Source organism: Massilia sp. IC2-476, from assembly GCF_020707295.1.
GTDB lineage: Bacteria > Pseudomonadota > Gammaproteobacteria > Burkholderiales > Burkholderiaceae_D > Telluria.
Genome location: NZ_JAJFER010000008.1, coordinates 46,635 through 65,514, shown reverse-complemented (window position 1 = coordinate 65,514; position 18,880 = coordinate 46,635). Strand labels below are relative to the sequence as shown.

General features: G+C 65.2%; 21 protein-coding genes. 8 read left to right on the top strand and 13 right to left on the bottom strand.

Annotation, left to right across the window (positions count from 1 at the left end; genetic code table 11):
• Positions 1-157: 157 nt before the first annotated feature.
• Positions 158-1,936, bottom strand: a complete 1,779-nt coding sequence (locus LK539_RS19490) for an MEDS domain-containing protein (RefSeq protein ID WP_227802720.1) — start codon at positions 1,934-1,936, stop codon at positions 158-160.
• Between the two features lie 77 nt (positions 1,937-2,013).
• Here LK539_RS19490 and LK539_RS19485 point away from each other — a divergent pair, with 77 nt between their 5' ends.
• Complete coding sequence (locus LK539_RS19485) at positions 2,014-2,556, top strand: DinB family protein (RefSeq protein WP_227802719.1); 543 nt, start codon at positions 2,014-2,016, stop codon at positions 2,554-2,556.
• Positions 2,557-2,564: 8 nt separating this feature from the next.
• Here the strand turns inward: LK539_RS19485 and LK539_RS19480 are convergent, their stop codons facing one another.
• Positions 2,565-3,758 carry an NAD(P)/FAD-dependent oxidoreductase gene (locus LK539_RS19480; protein WP_227802718.1) on the bottom strand — a complete coding sequence of 398 codons (1,194 nt, stop codon included), beginning with the start codon at positions 3,756-3,758 and terminating at the stop codon, positions 2,565-2,567.
• An 80-nt stretch (positions 3,759-3,838) separates the two neighbouring features.
• On the opposite strand from LK539_RS19480, the gene LK539_RS19475 reads away from it, so the two are divergent.
• Entirely contained in the window at positions 3,839-4,408 is a 570-nt protein-coding gene (locus LK539_RS19475; protein ID WP_227802717.1) for a TetR family transcriptional regulator, read from the top strand.
• A 16-nt stretch (positions 4,409-4,424) separates the two neighbouring features.
• Here LK539_RS19475 and LK539_RS19470 read toward each other — a convergent pair whose 3' ends face one another.
• A complete protein-coding gene (locus LK539_RS19470; RefSeq protein ID WP_227802716.1) occupies positions 4,425-4,751 on the bottom strand; it encodes a hypothetical protein in 327 nt (108 codons plus the stop codon).
• Positions 4,748-5,344 carry a transglutaminase family protein gene (locus tag LK539_RS19465; RefSeq protein WP_227802715.1) on the bottom strand — a complete coding sequence of 199 codons (597 nt, stop codon included), beginning with the start codon at positions 5,342-5,344 and terminating at the stop codon, positions 4,748-4,750. Before LK539_RS19465 ends, LK539_RS19470 begins: the two co-directional genes overlap by 4 nt.
• Positions 5,345-5,526: 182 nt before the next feature.
• Between LK539_RS19465 and LK539_RS19460 the strand changes: the two genes are divergently transcribed.
• Complete coding sequence (locus LK539_RS19460; RefSeq protein ID WP_227802714.1) at positions 5,527-6,048, top strand: DUF5625 family protein; 522 nt, start codon at positions 5,527-5,529, stop codon at positions 6,046-6,048.
• 17 nt (positions 6,049-6,065) lie between these two features.
• On the opposite strand, the gene LK539_RS19455 is transcribed toward LK539_RS19460, so the two are convergent.
• Positions 6,066-6,569, bottom strand: coding sequence for a YqaA family protein (locus LK539_RS19455; protein ID WP_227802713.1), 504 nt, complete (start codon positions 6,567-6,569; stop codon positions 6,066-6,068).
• Between the two features lie 199 nt (positions 6,570-6,768).
• Between LK539_RS19455 and ilvA the strand changes: the two genes are divergently transcribed.
• The 5 genes from ilvA (at position 6,769) to rapZ (ending at position 12,041) form a co-directional block, all read left to right on the top strand.
• Positions 6,769-8,307: a threonine ammonia-lyase, biosynthetic gene (gene ilvA, locus LK539_RS19450; RefSeq protein ID WP_227802712.1), complete on the top strand. Its 1,539-nt coding sequence runs from the start codon at positions 6,769-6,771 to the stop codon at positions 8,305-8,307.
• Between the two features lie 164 nt (positions 8,308-8,471).
• The gene (queF, locus tag LK539_RS19445; protein ID WP_227802711.1) at positions 8,472-9,305 is read left to right on the top strand and encodes an NADPH-dependent 7-cyano-7-deazaguanine reductase QueF; all 834 of its coding nucleotides are present in this window, start codon (positions 8,472-8,474) and stop codon (positions 9,303-9,305) included.
• Positions 9,306-9,665: 360 nt separating this feature from the next.
• Entirely contained in the window at positions 9,666-10,148 is a 483-nt protein-coding gene (locus tag LK539_RS19440; RefSeq protein WP_027865730.1) for a PTS sugar transporter subunit IIA, read from the top strand.
• A gap of 52 nt (positions 10,149-10,200) precedes the next feature.
• The gene (gene hprK, locus LK539_RS19435) at positions 10,201-11,136 is read left to right on the top strand and encodes an HPr(Ser) kinase/phosphatase (RefSeq protein WP_227802937.1); all 936 of its coding nucleotides are present in this window, start codon (positions 10,201-10,203) and stop codon (positions 11,134-11,136) included.
• A gap of 26 nt (positions 11,137-11,162) precedes the next feature.
• Positions 11,163-12,041, top strand: a complete 879-nt coding sequence (rapZ, locus tag LK539_RS19430; protein ID WP_227802710.1) for an RNase adapter RapZ — start codon at positions 11,163-11,165, stop codon at positions 12,039-12,041.
• A 146-nt stretch (positions 12,042-12,187) separates the two neighbouring features.
• Here the strand turns inward: rapZ and LK539_RS19425 are convergent, their stop codons facing one another.
• The 8 genes from LK539_RS19425 to LK539_RS19390 form a co-directional block, all read right to left on the bottom strand.
• Positions 12,188-13,273 carry an enoyl-CoA hydratase/isomerase family protein gene (locus LK539_RS19425; protein WP_227802709.1) on the bottom strand — a complete coding sequence of 362 codons (1,086 nt, stop codon included), beginning with the start codon at positions 13,271-13,273 and terminating at the stop codon, positions 12,188-12,190.
• A gap of 141 nt (positions 13,274-13,414) precedes the next feature.
• On the bottom strand, positions 13,415-13,768 hold the full coding sequence (gene hpf, locus LK539_RS19420) for a ribosome hibernation-promoting factor, HPF/YfiA family (protein WP_159698125.1): 354 nt from the start codon (positions 13,766-13,768) through the stop codon (positions 13,415-13,417).
• 57 nt (positions 13,769-13,825) lie between these two features.
• Positions 13,826-15,295 (bottom strand): RNA polymerase factor sigma-54, encoded by a 1,470-nt coding sequence (locus LK539_RS19415; protein WP_227802708.1) that lies wholly within the window; start codon positions 15,293-15,295, stop codon positions 13,826-13,828.
• Between the two features lie 2 nt (positions 15,296-15,297).
• Complete coding sequence (lptB, locus tag LK539_RS19410) at positions 15,298-16,083, bottom strand: LPS export ABC transporter ATP-binding protein (RefSeq protein WP_227802707.1); 786 nt, start codon at positions 16,081-16,083, stop codon at positions 15,298-15,300.
• Positions 16,080-16,631: a lipopolysaccharide transport periplasmic protein LptA gene (lptA, locus tag LK539_RS19405; RefSeq protein ID WP_227802706.1), complete on the bottom strand. Its 552-nt coding sequence runs from the start codon at positions 16,629-16,631 to the stop codon at positions 16,080-16,082. The genes lptB and lptA overlap by 4 nt, the downstream gene beginning before the upstream one ends.
• A gap of 30 nt (positions 16,632-16,661) precedes the next feature.
• Positions 16,662-17,261, bottom strand: a complete 600-nt coding sequence (gene lptC, locus LK539_RS19400; protein ID WP_227802705.1) for an LPS export ABC transporter periplasmic protein LptC — start codon at positions 17,259-17,261, stop codon at positions 16,662-16,664.
• A gap of 2 nt (positions 17,262-17,263) precedes the next feature.
• The gene (locus LK539_RS19395) at positions 17,264-17,794 is read right to left on the bottom strand and encodes an HAD family hydrolase (RefSeq protein WP_227802704.1); all 531 of its coding nucleotides are present in this window, start codon (positions 17,792-17,794) and stop codon (positions 17,264-17,266) included.
• Positions 17,794-18,816, bottom strand: a complete 1,023-nt coding sequence (locus tag LK539_RS19390; RefSeq protein WP_307729122.1) for a KpsF/GutQ family sugar-phosphate isomerase — start codon at positions 18,814-18,816, stop codon at positions 17,794-17,796. Before LK539_RS19390 ends, LK539_RS19395 begins: the two co-directional genes overlap by 1 nt.
• Positions 18,817-18,880: the final 64 nt, after the last annotated feature.

The window sequence follows — 18,880 nt, the reverse complement described above, 5'->3', positions numbered from 1 at the left end:
GCGTTGCACCACGCTGACGCTGTCCAGAAAAGCGGGACATTACTGCGCAATAAAATGCCAATAAGCATGCCTGCATGCAAATTTCATTTGCATGGAAGCCCGACGATGCATCATTCATTTGCACCAAGGCAAAGAACGGCATATTGCGTGAGGCCGGCTACTGTGCGGTCAGCCTCACGACGGTGGCCATGACGTCTTCAAATGCGGCGGGCTTGAGCAGGTGTGCATCGAAACCTGCCGCCTGCGCCAGTGCGAGATCCGACGGCTGGCCATAACCCGTCAATGCGACCAGCCGCGGCGCCGTCGACAACCCGAGGGAGCGAATGCGCCGGGCCGCCTCGTAGCCGTCCATGTCGGGCAGGCCGATGTCCATGATCACCAGGTCCGGTGCGAGCAGGCGCGCCTGCTCCACCGCGCTTGCGCCGTCTTCGGCGGTCGATACCTCGTGGCCGTGCAGGGAGATCAGGCTGGCCATCATCTCGCGCGCGTCGCCGTTGTCGTCCACCACCAGGATGCGACGGCCGGGCAGTCCGGTATGGCGCGGTTCCGGCGCCGCGCTTCTGGCCTGGCCAGGCGCTTCGCACACCGGGATCCGTACCGTGAAGGTACTGCCCTGGTCGGATCCCGCGCTCTCGGCGCTGATCGTCCCCTCGTGCATGTCGACGATGCGGCGCGCCAGCGTCAGGCCGACGCCGAGGCCGCCGTCCGAACGCGCCAGCGAGCGTGGCAGCTGGGTGAACAGGTCGAAGATGGAATCGAGCATCGGCGCCGGGATGCCGGTGCCGTTGTCCGTCACCCGGATCGTCGCCATGCCGTCGCGCACCTGGGCGCCGATCGACACCTCGCCCCCATCCGGCGTGTACTTCGCCGCATTGTTGAGCAGGTTGCCGAACACTTGCGCCAGCCGGGTGGCGTCCGCATGCACATGGACCGCGCGGCCCGGCACGCCGACCGAGAGCGAATGCCCGCGCTGGTCGATCAGGGCGCGCGACTGTTCCACCGCGGTGTCGATGATGCCGGCCAGCGACACCGGCGCCCGCTCGATCTGGATCTGTCCCTGGGTGACGCGGGCCGCGTCGAGCAGGTCGTTCACCAGGCGCGTCAGGTGGCCCGCCTGGCGCGTCAGGACCGCGGCGCTGTCGGCGATCGCCGAGCCGGCCGGGGCGGCGGTCTGGATCAGTTCAGCGGCGCTGCGGATCGGCGCCAGCGGGTTGCGCAGCTCGTGCCCGAGCATGGCGAGGAATTCGTCGCGCGCGTGCAGGGCCTGGTTCAGGGCGGCAGTACGCGCCGCGACGCGCTCTTCCAGCTCGCCATTCATGCGCAGCAGGCGGTCCTTGGCGACCTTCAGGGACGAACTCTCGAGCAGCTCCCAGTCGCCGTCGCGGCGTGCCAGCGCAAACTGGTGGTGGCGGCAGACGTCGAGCACGTCGCTCGGACTGCAGTTGTCGAGGCAGTAGGTACACAGCGCGACCAGCTTGCGCCGGTTGAAGGCCCCGTTGACGCGGCTTTCGTAGGCCATGAAGTCGTCCCAGCCCGAGCGTTCCACCCAGCTGGTGTCGCCGGTCAGGCGCAGCCCGGCGAAGCCTTGTTCGTGCGAGCGCGCTTCGCGTTCCAGCCAGCTGGCGAGCACCTCGTCCTGCTCGAAGCCGTTGCTGGCCTGGTACCAGTCGCTGATCGACACGACCTCCAGCTGGCCACTGCGCAGGTAGCCGTTCAGGTCCGGGACCGCGCGCGACAGCAGGCTCTTTGCCTTGTCGGCGTCCAGCGCCTTGGAGGTGACCCAGAGGCAGGATTCGTTGGCGGCGAGGCCCGTCGTGAAGAAGGGCACCAGGGTCTCGACGAGATCCTGCTCTTCCCGGTAGAACTGGCAGAAGTGCGATCCCCACGGGATGTCGCCGACGGCATCGATGCCGGAAGCGCGGATAGTGTCGCTCATCGTTTCCCTCACGCCCAACAGAAGTATGACAAAGCATCATACACTCCTTTTGCCGACAATTTTCGAGAGGAAGTGAAGTGCCCACGCGTAAAGACATCATCCTGCTGGCGCAGTACAACGAGACCATGAACCGCCAGCTGTACGACGCCGCTGCGACGCTACCTGCTGACGAGGTAAGCGTCGACCGCGGCGCCTTCTTCGGCTCGCTGCTGGGAACCATGAACCACCTGCTCGCAGGTGACACGATCTGGCTCAAGCGCTTCTCGCAGCATCCATCGGCCTTCCCTGCCCTGGCGCCGATGCACGGCATGCCCACGCCGACCGGCCTCACCCATTCCTTCGGCGCCAGCGTGGCGGAATTGCGCGAACACCGGCTGCGCCTGGATGGCGTGATCACGGCCATGGCCGCCGAGATCCACGATGCGGACCTGGAACAGGTCCTGGTTTATCGCAACCTGAGTGGGAAGGAATTCCAGCGTCATTTCGGCGACCTGCTGCTGCACTTCTTCAACCACCAGACCCATCACCGCGGCCAGGCCAGCACCCTGCTCAGCCAGGCCGGCGCCGACATCGGCGTTACCGACCTGTTCGTCCTGCTGCCGGATGCTGCCCTGGGCTGATTCATCGGCTAGTTCACGTGCAGCTGTGCCAGCCGGGTGGCGATCTTTTCCTGCACGAGCGGAAAGCGCCCGAGCAGGCCGAGCATCGTGTTGCGCAGCGACCGGCCCAGTGGCGACGCGGCGGTGGCGACACGCGTCATGGCATCGGTCATGCGCACCACCTCGCGCGCCACCGCGTGCCGCCGCGCGGCCCACGCTTCCAGCGCGCGCAGGTCGCCCTCGCGCAAGGCCTGCGCCAGGGGAGCCGCCAGCGACAGCGCATCCTGGATCCCGGTATTCATGCCCTGGCCGCCGGCCGGACTATGTGCGTGGGCTGCGTCGCCGCACAGCAGCACCCGCCCCCTGGAGACCTGTTCCGCAATCCGGTGCTGCAGGTGGAATGCCGAACTCCATAGCAATTCGCGGATGCGGCCTGCGGCGCCGCGCGGCCCACGCTCGTCCAGGATCGCCTGTACCTCGGGGATGCCAGGTGCGTCGCCCGACTGCGCCACCGTCGCGACGATGCGGTAGCGGTCGGGGGAGCGCCCGTCTTCTTCCGGCAGCGGCGCCACCACGACCAGGCCCCTGGCGGAAAAGAAGAGGCTGACCTCGCAGCGCGCGATAGGCCAGTCCATCCTGACGTCGGCCAGAACGAAGGTCTCCGTGTAATCCTCGCCCTTGAAGGCGATGCCGGCCAGCTCGCGCACCGTGCTGTGCACCCCGTCGCAGCCCACCACCCATTGCGCGTGTACAGTGCGGCTCCCCCGGTCCGGCGAACCCACCCGGGCAAGCACCCCGTCCGCGCTTTCGGCAAGCGTGAGCAGGGTTTCCGGCCGATCGATCAGGCCACCCGCCGCATCCAGATGCCGGCGCAGGATGCGCTCGGTCTGGTCCTGTGGACACATGAGGGCATAGCGGTAGACAGAAGGCAGTTCCGAAAACCCGATATGCAGGAGCACGCGATCAGTCTCGCGCACCCGGAAGTCGGTCACTTGCAGGCCGCTCGACAAGAGCTCGGGAACGACACCCAGGGATTCCAGTACTTCCAGCGTGCGCGCATGGATCACGGCGGCGCGCGAGGTATTCAGGCCTGCGGCGTGCTTGTCGACCTGGATGCAGGCGACGCCCTGGCGCCGCAGGGCGAGATGCAGGGCCATCCCTACCGGTCCGGCTCCCACCACCAGCACGCCGGTCTTTACCACCGAATCAGAAACACTGTCCATGTCAGCCTCCATGTAAACGGTTGTTTACATTATTGGCGACGCAGGGCAAAATGTAAACCATCGTTTACATTTCGTCTCCCATGACCGACCAACCCGTTCGCCGTTCCCAGGCAACCCGCGACCGCATTCTCGAAGCGGCACGCTCGCTCTTCGCGACACAGGGCTACGAATCCACCACCCTGCGCCAGATCGCGGCGCTTGCGGAAACGAACGTCGCGCTGGCCATCCGCTACTTCGAGAGCAAGGAAAGCCTGTTCGCTCTGGCGGCTGATTTCAACTTGCGCCTTCCGCCCCTGCAGGAACTCGCACGCGCCAGGCTGGGCCGTCTCCTTGTGTCCCATTTCCTCGCCATCTGGGAGGACGACCGGGCCGGTCGGGAACTGGTGGCGCTACTGCGCGCCGCGTCCAGCCATGCGGCGGCGCGCGCACGGATCCATGCGATATTCCACGACCAGCTGCTGGCGGCAGTGCGGGGGATGGGGTATGACGCGGCCGAAGCGGAAACCCGTGCCGGACTGGTGGCGTCCCAGATGCTCGGCCTGGCCACGGTGCGCTACGTGCTGGAGCTCGGCACGGGCACATTGTCGCGCGACGCCACGGTGCGCATCGTCGGTGCGACGATCCAGCGTTATCTGGTCGGGCCCTTGTAGGCCGGTCCCGGCCCGCTCAGCGCTGCGGTGCTGCCGGCGCCGTCTGCCCGAGCAGGCGATCGAGGCGCGCGCTTGCGTTCGCATCCATGCGCACCGAGCGCAGGCAGTCGACGACCTCCGCTGCTACATGCTCGCGGGTGGTGAGATTGCAGGTATGGGCGAGTTCGACGAGGAAGGCGCGTTCCTGTTCCGGCATGGTGGCGATGTTCGGCCAGACGACGGCCAGCTGGTCCAGCGTCGACTGCGAATGGGCCTTGAGCATGTAGCGCGCGCCCACGAAGCCGAACACGGCCAGCAGGGCGAGGACGAGGAAGAGCCAGAGAAGGCTGGGAGGCTTGTTCATGGGCGCCATGATACCGCGCCCGCCATCGGGGTGTCGGGCAGCGCCGCCAGCACCTCCTCATACGTGCTGCATGCTTGCAGGGCCTCGACCACGACCGGCAGCGGCTCGGCCAGCACGCCCGGCAGGTCGCCCTCCCCGGCGCCCGTCGGCGTGAAGGGCAGCGCTTCGCGCGGCGGATCGAAGCGGCTTTGCACGCCTGGCTTGTCGCCGCGCGGGTCGAGCCGGTACCAGCCATGTTCCTTCAGCCAGACCGCATTCAGCCCGTGCAGGCAGTATGGCGCTTCGTTGTTCCCGGTGGCGATGCGGTGGTAGCACAGGCCCGCCGGGATGCCGTTGGCCCTGAGCAGGGCCGCCAGCAGGTGGCTCTTGGCGTAACAAAAGCCCGTCTCGTGGCGCAGCACTTCCGACGCGCTGACCGTGACCGGGTTGCGCCGGAAGTCGGCGCTGTGTTCGATCGCGTCGCGCACGAACTCGAAGCAGGCGCGCACCACCTCCGCCTCCGAACCGGCTCCCTGCGCCAGCCGGCGCGCCGTGGCTGCTACCTGCGGGTCGTCGACGTCGATGTGGCGGCTGGCGCCGAGATAAGCCTGCATGTCCGCTTCCAAGCTGTCCTCCCTGTTGTCCGATCCGCGATTCTACCCGCCCGGGCTTGCCGGGTATCGATTCCCGATACCCCGCGTCGTCCAGCGCGCGACCTGGCGCGCGATGCTGCGCCGCCGGGAAAGCGGCGACATGATGGGCATCCGACACCATATCGCCGAGAGGATGGAACAAGATGGGCCCGATCACCTATGCCCTGTGCAAGAAGCCTGTCATTGGACTGGTGCTGTTCGCATCGAGTGCCTGCGCATTCCCGCCCCTGTTCCACGACGAGGCGCTCCCGCTGCAGCAGGCGCAGGCAAGCTTCGTCAAGGAATTCAGGGCGCCCGTGAGCAAAACCTATTTTCTGGAACTGCGCTTCCACTTCCCCACGGCGCAGGCCAAGGATGACGATATGGTCGTTGGCTCCCGCCACGAAGTGGATTGCAAGCGCGATGGCGCACAACAGGCGGGCGCGGGACGACCAATTCCCATCCACGTGCTGGTCCGTGAAAAGCGCAGCGGGACGGTCATGCTGGACAAGGTGGTCGACACCCTGTGCATCTCGGACGGGACTTCCCTGGTCAAACAGCGGCGCGCGGCGCGGCTGGAGCTGGCGCGAGGCGACTACATTGCCGAGATACGCAACCTGGAAAGCCAGTCCGGACTGGATGGGGTGAGAACAACGGTATCGCTTCTCTCCGGCATGCGGAAATAAGACGCCTGCACCGGCCGCTAGCCGATCAGGCGCTCGAAGAAATCGCCCACCGTCTTCCAGAACCCGTCCGGGATGTACAGCAGGATTGCCGTCATGGTGACGTAGCGGGCGAACTTCCCGATCGCCATGTACATCACGCTCGGCCAGAACGGCAGGTGCAGCCAGCCGGCCAGCGTGCACAGGGGGTCGCCCACGCCCGGCACCCAGGACAGCAGCATGGTCTTGGCGCCGTATTTTTTCAGCCAGCCGAACCAGCGGCTCTGGCGTTCCTTGGCGAAGGCGATCTTGGCGCGGTAGCCGATGAAATAGTCGACCGCGCCGCCCAGGGTATTGCCCAGCGTGCCCACCAGGATCGCCGGCCAGAACATCGCGGGATTCGCCTTGACCACCGCGAACACGGCTGGTTCCGACCCCAGCGGCAGCAGGGTGGCCGAGATGAAGCTGATGATGAAAATGGAGGTCAGCCCGATGCTCGGTGCGGCAAGGACGTTCAGCAGCCAGAGGACGGCGTTTTCGATCATCGGGTGGGCAGGTGGTGAGCAATGGCGACAGGTGTCCATTATAATGAGGATCACTTATCGTAACGACACGATACGCCGCGCCTGCCATCCAGCGCGCCGCATCGCCACTGTGCGCCCCGGTCACCCTCCGAGCAGCTAGCAGGCGTCGTCCGGACCGCCGGCTCATCCCACGCCGGTATTGCTATTCCGATTGCCGACCATGACTACCGACTACCTCAAGAGAATCCTGACCGCCCGCGTCTACGACGTGGCCGAAGAAACGCCGCTCGAATACGCACCCACGCTGTCCCGGCGCATCAACAACCGCATCTACTTCAAGCGCGAGGACATGCAGAGCGTGTTCAGCTTCAAGCTGCGCGGCGCCTACAACAAGATGGCGAACCTGACGCCGGAACAGTTGAAACGCGGCGTGATCTGCGCTTCGGCCGGCAACCACGCCCAGGGCGTGGCCCTGTCGGCGGCGCGCCTCGGCTGCCGCGCGCTGATCGTGATGCCCACCACCACCCCGCAGGTAAAGGTCGACGCCGTCAAGGCGCGCGGCGGCGCCAGCGTGGAGGTGGTGCTGCACGGCGACTCGTACACCGACGCCTACCACCACGCACTGCTGCTCGAGAAGGAGCAGCGCCTGACCTTCGTCCATCCCTTCGACGACCCCGACGTCATCGCCGGCCAGGGCACCATCGGCATGGAGATCCTGCGCCAGCACTCGGGACCGATCCACGCCATCTTCGTGGCGATCGGCGGCGGCGGCCTGGTTGCGGGCGTGGGCGCCTACGTGAAGGCGGTGCGGCCCGACATCAAGGTGATCGGCGTGCAGACCATCGATTCGGACGCGATGGCGAAAAGCCTGAAGGCTGGCCAGCGCGTCACCCTGACGGACGTCGGCCTGTTCTCGGACGGCACCGCGGTGCGCCTGGTGGGCGAAGAGACCTTCCGCGTGGCGCAGCAGGTGGTGGACGAGATCATCATCGTCGACACTGACGCGATCTGCGCCGCGATCCAGGACGTGTTCCAGGACACCCGCAGCATCCTGGAGCCGGCCGGCGCGCTGGCCGTGGCCGGCACCAAGGCCTACGTGGAACGCTCGCAGATGGCGAAGCAGCCGGTCAAGGGCGAGACCCTGGTGGCGGTGGCCTGCGGCGCCAACATGAACTTCGACCGCCTGCGCTTCGTGGCTGAACGCGCGGAACTGGGCGAATCGCGCGAAGCCGTGTTCGCGGTGACCATCCCCGAGCAGCGCGGCAGCTTCCGGCGCTTCTGCGCGCTGGTCGGCCCGCGCAACGTCACCGAGTTCAACTACCGCATCAGCGATGCGCGCGAGGCGCACATTTTCGTCGGCGTGCAGGTGGGCAGCCGCAGCGAGTCGGGCCTGCTGGCGCGCACCTTCGAGGAACACGATTTCCGCACCCTCGACCTGACGCACGACGAGATGGCCAAGCTGCACATTCGCCACCTGGTGGGCGGAAAAAGCGCGCTGGCCCAGGACGAATTGCTGTATCGTTTCGAGTTTCCCGAACGGCCGGGCGCGCTGATGCGCTTTCTGGACAGCATGGCGCCGAACTGGAACATCTCCTTGTTCCACTACCGGAACCAGGGCGGCGACGTGGGACGCATTCTGGTCGGCATCCAGGTGCCGGCGGCGGAGATGGATGAGTTCAGGCAGTTCCTGGCGACGCTTGGTTACCGCTATTGGGATGAGAGTGCGAATCCGGTGTACAAGCTGTTTCTTGGCGCTTAGCATCCGCCTGAGTTCACCCGCAGCCTAAGCACGTCGCTCCGGCGAAGGCCGGAGCCTAATTCCGTACCGCAGTGTTATCCCCACCGCAAGTACGCAAATTCCGTTGACCGCGTGGGCGGGAAAACCCGCCCACCCTACGAACGTCAAAAGCGTTCAGTTTTTCTATGAATACTCCTGATCAATCGCCACTCGGCAAATCCTCCGCCTACCAGAGCCAGTACGCTCCCGAACTCCTGTTCCCGATCCCGCGCCTGCAAAAGCGCGAAGAGATCGGCCTGGGCGCCGGCACGCGGCTTCCCTTCTTCGGGGTCGACATCTGGAACGCCTACGAGCTGTCCTGGCTGAACATGCGCGGCAAGCCGCAGGTGGCGATCGCCACCATCACGGCGCCCGCCGATTCGCCCAACATCGTCGAATCGAAGTCGTTCAAGTTATATTTAAATTCCTTCAACCAGACCAAGCTCGCCGGTACCGACGCGCTGGTCGAACTGCTGCGCCAGGACCTGTCCGCCGCCTTCGGCGCGCCGGTGCACGTGACGGTCACCACGCCGGACGCCTTCGGCAGCCTGAAGATGGGCGAGCTCGAGGGCTCCCTGCTGGACCGTCTCGACGTCGAGATCGACCAGTATGTACCGTCGCCCCAGCTCCTCAGCGCCAACACGGAAGAAGCGCCGGTCGAGGAAACCCTGGTGTCGCACCTGCTGAAGTCGAACTGCCTGGTCACCGGCCAGCCCGACTGGGGCACGGTGCAGATCCACTACGTGGGTCCGCAGATCGACCAGGAAGGCCTGCTCAAGTACCTGATCGGTTTCCGTGAGCACAACGAGTTTCATGAGCAGTGTGTCGAACGCATCTTCATGGACGTGCTGCGCCAGTGCAAGCCGACCAAGCTGGCGGTCTATGCGCGTTACACCCGCCGTGGCGGCCTTGACATCAATCCCTGGCGCGCTAATTTCAGCACCGGCATGCCGGGCAACCTGCGCACAGCTCGGCAATAAGCGGCCAATAAGCGAAAACGGGCATGGCCGCAAGTCGGCTGTGCGTTTTCAGCCACACCCGGCTGCAGATGCCCATGCAAATTGGGTAGGAAACGTTCTGCACAAAAAAGTGGCAAACTACGTGCAAAAGATGGTCCGAGGTGGCTTACGCACGCGATTGCAGACTTTTTGACGTCATTCCGCCTAAGAAATTGCGTATGGTCGATGCATACAATTCGTAACAAAACCACACGTATTTGCCACATGCCGCGGCTCTGTCCAACTGTATGCTTGTACAGATGCGAAATCGAATGTCACGGCCCTGAAACAGGCCTATAATTCCGCCTCGCAAGCACTCACCCCCTGTGCACGGCACACTTTATGACGAACCTTAGCAAAATCCTCTCGCTCGAAAACGTGCAGCTGGACCTGGAAGTCTCCAGCAAAAAACGCGCATTCGAGCAGGCTGGCCTGATTTTCGAAAATAACTGCGGCATTGCCCGTTCGACCGTCTCGGACAACCTGTTCGCGCGCGAACGTCTCGGCTCCACCGGCCTCGGTCATGGTGTCGCCGTGCCGCACGGGCGGATCAAGGGCTCGAAGAGCCTGAAGTCGCCGCTGGCCGCCTTCGTGCGCCTGAAAGAGCCGATTCCGTTCGAATCGCCGGATGGACAACCGGTCAGCCTGCTGTTCTTCCTGCTGATCCCGGACCACGTCACCCAGCAGCACCTGGAAATCCTGTCGGAAATTGCCGAGCTGTTCTCGGACGAAGCCGTGCGCAATGCCCTGGCGACCGATCCGGACCCGAAATCCGTGCACGAACGCATCATCAACTGGCAGCCAAGCTTGCAGGCGCTGGGCTAATTTGTATTAGACTGTCCGTGCGGCAATTGGCCGCGCATTCGACACCATGCCCATGCTGCAAAGCCCGCTGACCATCCAGCGCCTGTACGACGACAACCGCGACAGCCTCCAGCTGGGCTGGTTCGCGGGTTTCCCTGGCGGCGAGCGGCAGATCGCTGGCGATGCGGCCTCGGCCGCCGACCAGGTCGGCCACCTGAACCTGATCCACCCTGGCCGGATCCAGGTCTTCGGGCACCAGGAACTGAACTACTACCACCGCCTCAAGTCCAGCTCGCGCACCCACGTGATTGGCGAACTGGTCGGCGGCGGTCCACCGGCCCTGATCATCGCGCAAGGGCTGGAAACGCCCCCGGACATCCTGGCCATCTGCGACGAGCAGAACATCCCCCTGTTCTCGACTCCGCTGCCGGCGGCGCAGGTGATCGACTTCCTGCGCGTCTACCTGTCCAAGAAGCTGGCGCAGCGCGTCATCATGCACGGCGTGTTCATGGACGTGCTGGGCGTGGGCGTGCTGATCACCGGCGACTCGGGCCTGGGCAAGAGCGAGCTGGGCCTGGAACTGATCTCGCGTTCGCACGGCCTGGTGGCCGACGACGCGGTGGAATTCTCGCGCATCGCCCCGAACATGATCGAAGGCCGCTGCCCGCCGCTGCTGCAGAACCTGCTGGAAGTACGCGGCCTGGGCCTCTTGGACATCAAGGCGATTTTTGGGGAGACCGCGGTGCGCCGCAAGATGCGCCTCAAGCTCATCGTCCACCTGGTCAAGCGCGGTGCACTGGACGAAGAGGTCGAGCGCCTGCCCTTCCACTTCCCGACCGAGGACGTGCTGGGCCTGCCGATCCGCAAGGTGGTGATTCCCGTCGCGGCCGGCCGCAACATCGCGGTGCTGCTCGAGGCCGCCGTGCGCAACACCATCCTGCAGCTGCGCGGCATCGACACGCTGCAGGAATTCATGGAGCGCCAACGCCAGGCGATGAGCGGCGACTGACACCCAGTTAGGGTATCATCGCCCCTATGCACATCGTCCTCATTACCGGTATTTCCGGCTCGGGCAAATCGGTTGCCCTGAACGTCCTGGAAGACGCAGGCTACTACTGCGTCGACAACCTGCCGCCGGCCCTGCTGCCGGCCCTGGTCTATGCGGTCAGCGAAAAAGGCACGGAAAAGATCGCCGTCGCGGTCGATGCGCGCAGTGCCGAGTCGCTGGTCGAACTCCCGGTAAGCGTGCGCCACCTGAAGGAAGAGGGCCACAACGTCAAGGTGATGTTCCTGACCTCGAGCACGCACTCGCTGGTCGCACGCTTCTCGGAAACCCGGCGCAGCCACCCGCTGTCGCACGAACTGCGTCCCGGCGAAAATCCCGCGTCGCGCCGTACCCTGATCGAATGCATCGCCGAGGAACGCGAGCGCCTGTCGGCGATCGAAAACCTGGGCCACGTGATCGACACCTCGGAACTGTCGGCCAACAAGCTGCGCGCCTGGATCAAGGAGCTGGCCGACATCGAGCACGCCCCGCTGACCCTGTTCTTCGAATCCTTCGCCTTCAAGGTCGGCGTGCCGCTCGACGCCGACTTCGTGTTCGACGTGCGCGCCATCCCGAACCCCTACTACGACCTGGCGCTGCGCCCGCTGACCGGCAAGGACGCCCCCGTGATCGCCTTCCTCGACGCCCAGCCGAGCGCCGCCGAGATGCTGGAAGATATCCGCGCCTTCGTGGAAAAGTGGCTGCCCTCGTTCAAGACCGATAACCGCTCCTACCTGACGGTGGCGGTGGGCTGCACCGGCGGGCAGCACCGCTCGGTGTACATGGCGGAGCGGCTGGGCGCCTACTTCGGGCAGACGGAGCGGGTAATCATTCGCCATCGCGAGCAGCCGAAGCACGCGGCGGTTTGATTTAATCGTTAACCGAAAACCGTCGTTCCGGCGAAGGCCGGAACCCAAGTTTGCATGCGTACCTTCGGCTCTTCGTGGATAGGCTAACGCTGCGCAACGGAATTGGATCCCGGCCTGCGCCGGGATGACGGTTTTGAGGCCGGTGGTCAGGACAGATGGCGCAGCGGGTGCGCGTATTCTGGCCACACCGGCTCGAAGAACCTTGCCACCATCTCCGGCGTCACTTCCTCCAGCGTCGCCGGATTCCACTTCGGCTGGTTGTCCTTGTCGATCACCAGCGCCCGCACGCCCTCCAGCACCTCGCCATGCTCGAAATTGCGGCGCACCAGGTTGCGTTCCATGCGCAGGCAGTCCGCGACGTCGAGCGATGCCCCGCGTTGCAGGAGTTCGCGCGTCACGCACATCATCAGGGGCGAACGCTGGCGCATCGCCTTGAGCGCCTTCTGCGCGAACAGGTTCTCGTCACGCGCCAGCGATTCCATGATTGCGCCCACCGAGGCCGCGCCGAAATGCGCATCGATCACGCCGCGCTGCGCCTGCAGTTCGCTCGCGCCCTGCTGCCCTGCGAACTGCGCCGCGAAGGCGTGGATCGCCGCCGGCAGTTCGGCGCCCGGCGTGGTCTCGATCAGCGCCTGAAGACCAACCAGCTCGACGCCCGGCACGAACACGTCCGCCAGCCCCACGTAGAGCGCATCGGCCGCGCCGATGGTGAGGCCGGTCAGGCCCAGGTACTGACCCAGCTGGCCCGGCGCATGCGACAGGAAATGGCTGCCGCCCACGTCCGGGAACAGGCCGATGTTCACCTCGGGCATGGCCATCTTGGTGCGCTCGGTCACGATGCGCAGGCCGCAATCGGGGCCGCCTTGGGCTATGCCCATGCCGCCGCCCATCACCACGCCGTCCATCAGCGCAATATAGGGCTTCGGATAGAAGTGGATCAGGTGGTTCAGTGCGTATTCTTCGGTGAAGAAGTCTTCCAGCAGCGCGCTGCCGCCGGTCGGGCCGACGTGGCCCATCTCGTGGAAGAAGCGGATGTCGCCGCCCGCGCACAGGGCCTTCTCGCTGGTGCTGGTGATGACCACCGCGTCGATGCCCGCGTCGTCCTTCCACTGCAGCAGGATCGCGGTCAAGGCACGGACCATGTCGAGCGACAGGGAATTCAGGGCTTTCGGTCGGTCGAGCGTAATGACGCCGGTGCGATTGGCGACGCGGGTCAGGACGGTGTCGGTCATGATCGTGTTCTGTGGTCGAAAAGACATGCATTCTACAGAACTACCGTGTAAAACCGGAAGCCTCGAAAAGTAACAGCTTCGTACAAATGCAAAAAGGGCGTCCCCTCAGACGCCCTTGCTGTGTTTGCGGTCGCCCGTTGATTACGCGGCGGCGGCTTCTCCGTTGTCCGGAAGGCGCTTGTGCGCCACGTGGTTATGGTCTTGCAGCATGGATTTGTGTTTCAGAACCTGCCTGTCCAGTCTGTCCATCAGGGTGTCGATGGCCGCGTAGAGATCCTGTGCAGCGCTTGCGACGTGGAGGATCTTGCCCGATACCTGGAGGTTGATCTCGGCTTTCTGCCGTTTTTCTTTTTCAGTGAGGTTATCGATGGCGAGGAACACGTGGGTGTCGATCACGTGGTCGAAATGGCGGGTGATGCGCTCGAGCTTATTCTGAACGTATTCACGGATGGCGGGGGTGACTTCGAGGTGGTGGCCGCTGATGGTGAGGTTCATACACACTCCTTGGGAAGGTGCCCTGCCCGCCCCACAAGGTTGAAGTGGGCAGATGCTTTACAGGGATTTGCGGAGGCTGACGGGCGGAATCTTGAGCGCTTCACGGTACTTGGCGACCGTGCGGCGGGCAATGACCATACCTTGTTCCCCGAGCATCTCCGCGATCTTGCTGTCGGATAGAGGATTCCTAGGGTCTTCTGCTCCTGTCAATTGCGCGATGAGCGCGCGGATCGCCGTCGAGGAGGCTTCTCCCCCCGCTTCGGTGGCGACATGGCTTCCGAAGAAGTACTTCAGCTCAAACATGCCGTGCGGGGTCAGCATGTATTTCTGCGTGGTTACACGAGAGATGGTGCTCTCGTGTAGGCCTAGTGTATCAGCTATCTCACGCAAAACAAGAGGGCGCATGGCAACCGCGCCGTGGCTGAAAAAGTTGCGCTGGCGCTCCACAATTGCCTCTGCGACACGCAGGATCGTGTCGAAGCGCTGGCGCATATTCTTGATCAGCCACTTGGCTTCCTGCAGCTGCGCGCCCATCTGGCTTTCGCTCCTGCCCTGCTTGAGCAGGTTGGCGTACAGCGTGTTCACGCGCAGCTTGGGCATCACGTCGGGATTGAGCGCCACCGCCCAGCCGCTCTTGGCGCGGCGCACGATCACGTCCGGCACCACGTAGTCCGAGGTGTTCGATGCGAAGGCCGCACCCGGGTGCGGATTGCAGCGGCGCACCACGGCCTGCACTTCGCGCAGGTCTTCGTCGTCGCAGTCGAGCGCCTTTTTCAGCTTGCTGTATTCGCGCTGCGCGAACCAGCTCAGGTAACCCTCGACGATCTGCAGGGCCAGGCGCCGCGTCACCAGCGGCACGCCCGCCATGCGGCGGATCTGCAGCGCCAGGCATTCGGCCGCGCTGCGCGCGCCGACGCCGATCGGGTCGAGGCTCTGCACCAGCGCCAGCGCGCAGCGCAGTTCGTCCATCTCGATGTCCAGCTCGCCCGGCAGGCGCGCGTGGATCTCGTCGAGCGGCTCTTCCAGGTAGCCGTTGTCGTCGAGGGCGTCGATCACCAGCTCGGCCAGGGCCCGGTCGCGCGCGCTGCAGCCGGTCAGGCGGATCTGTTCGGCCAGGTGTTCGCGCAGCGTGATGCCGTCGGCTTCCAGTTGCGGGCGGCCGTCCTCGTCGTCGCCGCTGCGTGCGCCGCCGCCTTCACCGCCCCAGTCGGCGTCGGCCTCGCCGCCCCCACTGTCGGCGCCGTCCTCCATGCTCTCGCCTTCCGGCTTCGCGCCCTCCTGCGCTTCCTGTCCCGGGGCGGGCGCCTCGCCGTTCGCCGGCGCGTTGTTGATGGCGCCGTCGGCCAGCAGCCGCACCGAGCGGTCGAGCGGGTCGTCGAGCCGCTCCAGCAGCGGATTGTCGTGCAGGATCTGCTCGATCTCCTGGTGCAGTTCGAGCGTGGACAGCTGCAGCAGGCGGATCGACTGCTGCAGTTGCGGCGTCAGCGCCAGGTGCTGCGAAGTGCGTAGCTGGAGACTCTGCTTCATCGTTACATTCTGAAGTGCTCGCCCAGATACACGCGGCGCACCGATTCGTTGGCGATGATGTCGTCGGGGCGGCCGGATGCCAGCACGGCGCCCTGGTTGATGATGTAGGCGCGGTCGCAGATGCCGAGGGTCTCGCGCACGTTGTGGTCGGTGATCAGGACGCCGATGTTGCGCTCTTTCAGGAAGCGCACGATGCGCTGGATCTCGATCACCGCGATCGGGTCCACGCCGGCGAAGGGTTCGTCGAGCAGCACGAAGCGCGGATTGGTCGCCAGTGCGCGCGCGATCTCCACGCGGCGCCGCTCGCCGCCCGACAGCGACAGCGCCGGGTTCTCGCGCAGCTTCTCGATCTGCAGTTCGGCTAGCAGGGTGTCGAGGCGCTCGTTGATCTGGTCCTTCGAGAGCGGCTTGCCGTCCACGCGCTGCAGTTCCAGCACGGCGCGGATGTTCTCTTCCACCGTCAGCCGGCGGAACACCGAGGCTTCCTGCGGCAGGTAGGACAGGCCCAGCACCGCGCGCCGGTGGATCGGCAGGTTCGAGATGTCGGTGCCGTTGATGTCGATGGTGCCGGCGTCCGACGGCACCAGGCCGACGATCATGTAGAAGGAGGTGGTCTTGCCGGCGCCGTTGGGACCCAGCAGGCCGACCACTTCGCCGCAGTCCACCTGCAGCGACACGTCGCGCACCACCAGGCGCTTGCCGTAGCTCTTCTGCAGGCCCTTGACCACCAGGGTGCTGCAGGTATCAAGCGCCGTGGCCGGCGTGCCTGCCGTCATGGTGGCCGTCATTGCTTGGCGCCTTCGCTGGTGGTGCGCTTGGGCGCCAGGATCAGGGTGCCGCGGCCGCCGCCGACCTTGCTGGCGCCGCTGGCGTCGTTGCGCACGGTCGCCACTTCGCGCCGGTTGTCGTAGGAGATGAAGGGCCCCTGGATTTCATTGGTCATGCGGCCGTTCTCCAGCTCGCGCACTTCGGCGTTGGAGAACAGCTTCACCAGCTCGGCGCGCTCGTCGTACTCGATGCGCTGGGCCTGGCCCTCGACCCACAGGTCGGGACCGCCATCGCGCTTCTGGCGGAAGGTCGCAATCTTGCCGTTGTTGGCGGTGAGGGTCACGCTCATGTAGCCTTCCGGCGTTTCCTTGACCAGGGCGCGGTCGGACTTCAGCACCAGCGTGCCGCGCGTGAGCACGACGTTGCCGGTCAGGATGCGGGTCTGGGTGACCTCGTCGACATCGAGAGTGTCGAAGTTGATCACGGCCTGCTTGAGCGAATCGGCACGCTCGGCCGAGGCGCCGAAGGCGATCAGGCTGAGAAGTGCGGCTGCGATAATTTTTTTCATATTGCTTGTCCTGGGTTGGCGGCGCCGTGCTTATTGGCGCGCACGTGGCGGATAGACGATCTGGCCGCGGCTGGCGAGGTGCAGCTTCTGGGTCGCGTTGTTGGCGACCATGCCGGTGCCGACCACGGTGGAGGCGCCCAGCTGCATGTCGACCGGCTTCGCGGTCTTGAGGATTTCCTCGTCGGGCAGCACGGTCAGGGCCTCGGTGCGCACACGCAGTGCTTCGCTGGTCGGTGTGGCCGGACGCTGGATGTCGACCTTGCCGAGCAGTTCGACGCGGTGCTCGCCGTGGTAGATCTCGGCGCGGTTGGCGACGATGGTCATGCGCGGGCGCCCCGGCGTCACGCCTTCCATCACCGGGCTCTCGACGCGCGACACGTCGCCCTGCGGCACGTGCGCCAGGCGCTTGCCGGACACCACGTAGCTCGGCTTGCCCTGCTCCGTCATGCGCACGAAGGAGAAGTTCTCGACGATGTAGTCGGGTTCATCCGGCGGGCCGCCGAAGCGGGCGTCGCCGTCCTCGCGCTCCATCACCTGCACCAGCCAGAAGCTGCCGACGGCGCAGAAGGTTGCGATCATCATGATCGCCAGGAGCTTCCAGCGGTGGGCGGTGCGCTTGTAAGTGACCATGCTTATGCAAAATAAGGCGCGAGCGCCTGTTCATAGGTGCCCTGGGCGCGCATCACCAGGTCGCAGACCTCGCGCACGGCGCCGCGGCCGCCCGCGTTCTTCGTCACGTAATGGGCGCGATGCTGCACTTCCGGGTGGCCGGAGGGCACGGTGACGGCAAAGCCCACGCGGGTGAACAGCGGCAGGTCGATCACGTCGTCGCCGATATAGCCGCATTCTTCCGGCGTGACGCCGGTGGCCTGCAGCAGTTCGGCGAAGCCGACGCGCTTGTCGTGGATGCCCTGGTAGACGTGCGAGATGCCGAGATCGGCCGCACGCTTGACCACGATCGGCGATTTGCGCGCGCTGATGATGGCGGTCTTCACGCCGGTCTTGTTCAGCAGCTGGATGCCGAGGCCGTCGAGCACATTGAAAGTCTTGGTGACTTCGCCGTCCGGGCCGTAGGTGAGGCTGCCGTCGGTGAGCACGCCGTCGACGTCGAAGATCATTACCTTCACGCGCGCCGCGCGCTGCATGTATTCGAGCGGCGTCATCAAATCACCTTGGCGCGGGTCAGGTCGTGGATGTGGAGCGCGCCGACCAGGCGGTCTTCGCCATCCACCACCAGCATCTGGTTGATGCGGAATTCTTCCATGACGGCGACGGCGTCGACCGCCAGCTGCTCCGGATGGATGCGGCGCGGATTGGCGTGCATCACGTCGCGGATCGTGATATTGGAAAAGTCGGTCACGCGCTCGATCAGGCGGCGCAGGTCGCCGTCGGTGAACACGCCGACCGGGCGGCGCTCTTCGTCGACGACGGCGGTCATGCCCATGCCCTTCTGGCTGATTTCCAGCAGTGCGCGCGTGAGCGGCGTGTCGGGCGAGACGGCGGGGATGGCCTCGCCGCTGCGCATGACGTCGCGCACGTGGGTCAAGAGGCGTCGGCCCAGGGCGCCGCCCGGGTGCGACATGGCGAAGTCTTCCTCGCGGAAGCCGCGCGCGTCCAGCAGGGCCACGGCCAGGGCGTCGCCCATGGCCAGGGTCACGGTGGTGCTGGTGGTCGGCGCCAGGTTGAGGGTGCAGGCTTCCTTGGCAACCGAGATGTCGAGATGGATCTCGGACAGCTTGGCCAGGCGCGAATGCGGCTTGCCGGTCATCGAGATCACCGGGGTGCCCATGCGCTTGATGGCCGGCAGGATTTCCAGCAGTTCCGACGATTCGCCGGAATTCGAGATGGCGATGAACACGTCGTGCGTGGTCACCATGCCGAGGTCGCCATGGGCGGCTTCGCCCGGGTGCACGAACATGGCGGGGGTGCCGGTCGAGGCCAGGGTGGCGGCAATCTTGCGGGCGATGTGACCGGATTTGCCCATGCCCGAGACCACGACGCGGCCGGTGCAGCCGTACAGCAGCTGGACGGCGCGCACGAACGTGTCGTCGTCGCCCAGGCGGGCATGCAGCGCTTGAAGCGCGTCGGCTTCGATGGCCAGGGTCTCGCGGCCCAGCTCGAGCACGCGCCTGGCCTGGCCTTCGTCGAAACTTTTCAGCATTATTTTTTCATGGGTTACACTCATAGCGGCAGTATAAACGAATTGGGTAAGCAAAAAACTTGCCAGTCGTAACAAAGCACTACAACTG

Excerpts from the sequence above, each read along its gene's own strand:
- LK539_RS19490 (WP_227802720.1), bottom strand. The coding sequence starts at position 1,936 with ATGAGCGACACTATCCGCGCTTCCGGCATCGATGCCGTCGGCGACATC.
- LK539_RS19480 (WP_227802718.1), bottom strand. The coding sequence starts at position 3,758 with ATGGACAGTGTTTCTGATTCGGTGGTAAAGACCGGCGTGCTGGTGGTG.
- LK539_RS19475 (WP_227802717.1), top strand. The coding sequence starts at position 3,839 with ATGACCGACCAACCCGTTCGCCGTTCCCAGGCAACCCGCGACCGCATT.
- LK539_RS19470 (WP_227802716.1), bottom strand. The coding sequence starts at position 4,751 with ATGAACAAGCCTCCCAGCCTTCTCTGGCTCTTCCTCGTCCTCGCCCTG.
- LK539_RS19465 (WP_227802715.1), bottom strand. The coding sequence starts at position 5,344 with ATGCAGGCTTATCTCGGCGCCAGCCGCCACATCGACGTCGACGACCCG.
- LK539_RS19460 (WP_227802714.1), top strand. The coding sequence starts at position 5,527 with ATGGGCCCGATCACCTATGCCCTGTGCAAGAAGCCTGTCATTGGACTG.
- LK539_RS19455 (WP_227802713.1), bottom strand. The coding sequence starts at position 6,569 with ATGATCGAAAACGCCGTCCTCTGGCTGCTGAACGTCCTTGCCGCACCG.
- ilvA (WP_227802712.1), top strand. The coding sequence starts at position 6,769 with ATGACTACCGACTACCTCAAGAGAATCCTGACCGCCCGCGTCTACGAC.
- queF (WP_227802711.1), top strand. The coding sequence starts at position 8,472 with ATGAATACTCCTGATCAATCGCCACTCGGCAAATCCTCCGCCTACCAG.
- LK539_RS19440 (WP_027865730.1), top strand. The coding sequence starts at position 9,666 with ATGACGAACCTTAGCAAAATCCTCTCGCTCGAAAACGTGCAGCTGGAC.
- hprK (WP_227802937.1), top strand. The coding sequence starts at position 10,201 with ATGCTGCAAAGCCCGCTGACCATCCAGCGCCTGTACGACGACAACCGC.
- rapZ (WP_227802710.1), top strand. The coding sequence starts at position 11,163 with ATGCACATCGTCCTCATTACCGGTATTTCCGGCTCGGGCAAATCGGTT.
- LK539_RS19425 (WP_227802709.1), bottom strand. The coding sequence starts at position 13,273 with ATGACCGACACCGTCCTGACCCGCGTCGCCAATCGCACCGGCGTCATT.
- hpf (WP_159698125.1), bottom strand. The coding sequence starts at position 13,768 with ATGAACCTCACCATCAGCGGCCACCACCTCGAAGTCACCCCCGCCATC.
- LK539_RS19415 (WP_227802708.1), bottom strand. The coding sequence starts at position 15,295 with ATGAAGCAGAGTCTCCAGCTACGCACTTCGCAGCACCTGGCGCTGACG.
- lptB (WP_227802707.1), bottom strand. The coding sequence starts at position 16,083 with ATGACGGCCACCATGACGGCAGGCACGCCGGCCACGGCGCTTGATACC.
- lptA (WP_227802706.1), bottom strand. The coding sequence starts at position 16,631 with ATGAAAAAAATTATCGCAGCCGCACTTCTCAGCCTGATCGCCTTCGGC.
- lptC (WP_227802705.1), bottom strand. The coding sequence starts at position 17,261 with ATGGTCACTTACAAGCGCACCGCCCACCGCTGGAAGCTCCTGGCGATC.
- LK539_RS19395 (WP_227802704.1), bottom strand. The coding sequence starts at position 17,794 with ATGACGCCGCTCGAATACATGCAGCGCGCGGCGCGCGTGAAGGTAATG.
- LK539_RS19390 (WP_307729122.1), bottom strand. The coding sequence starts at position 18,816 with ATGAGTGTAACCCATGAAAAAATAATGCTGAAAAGTTTCGACGAAGGC.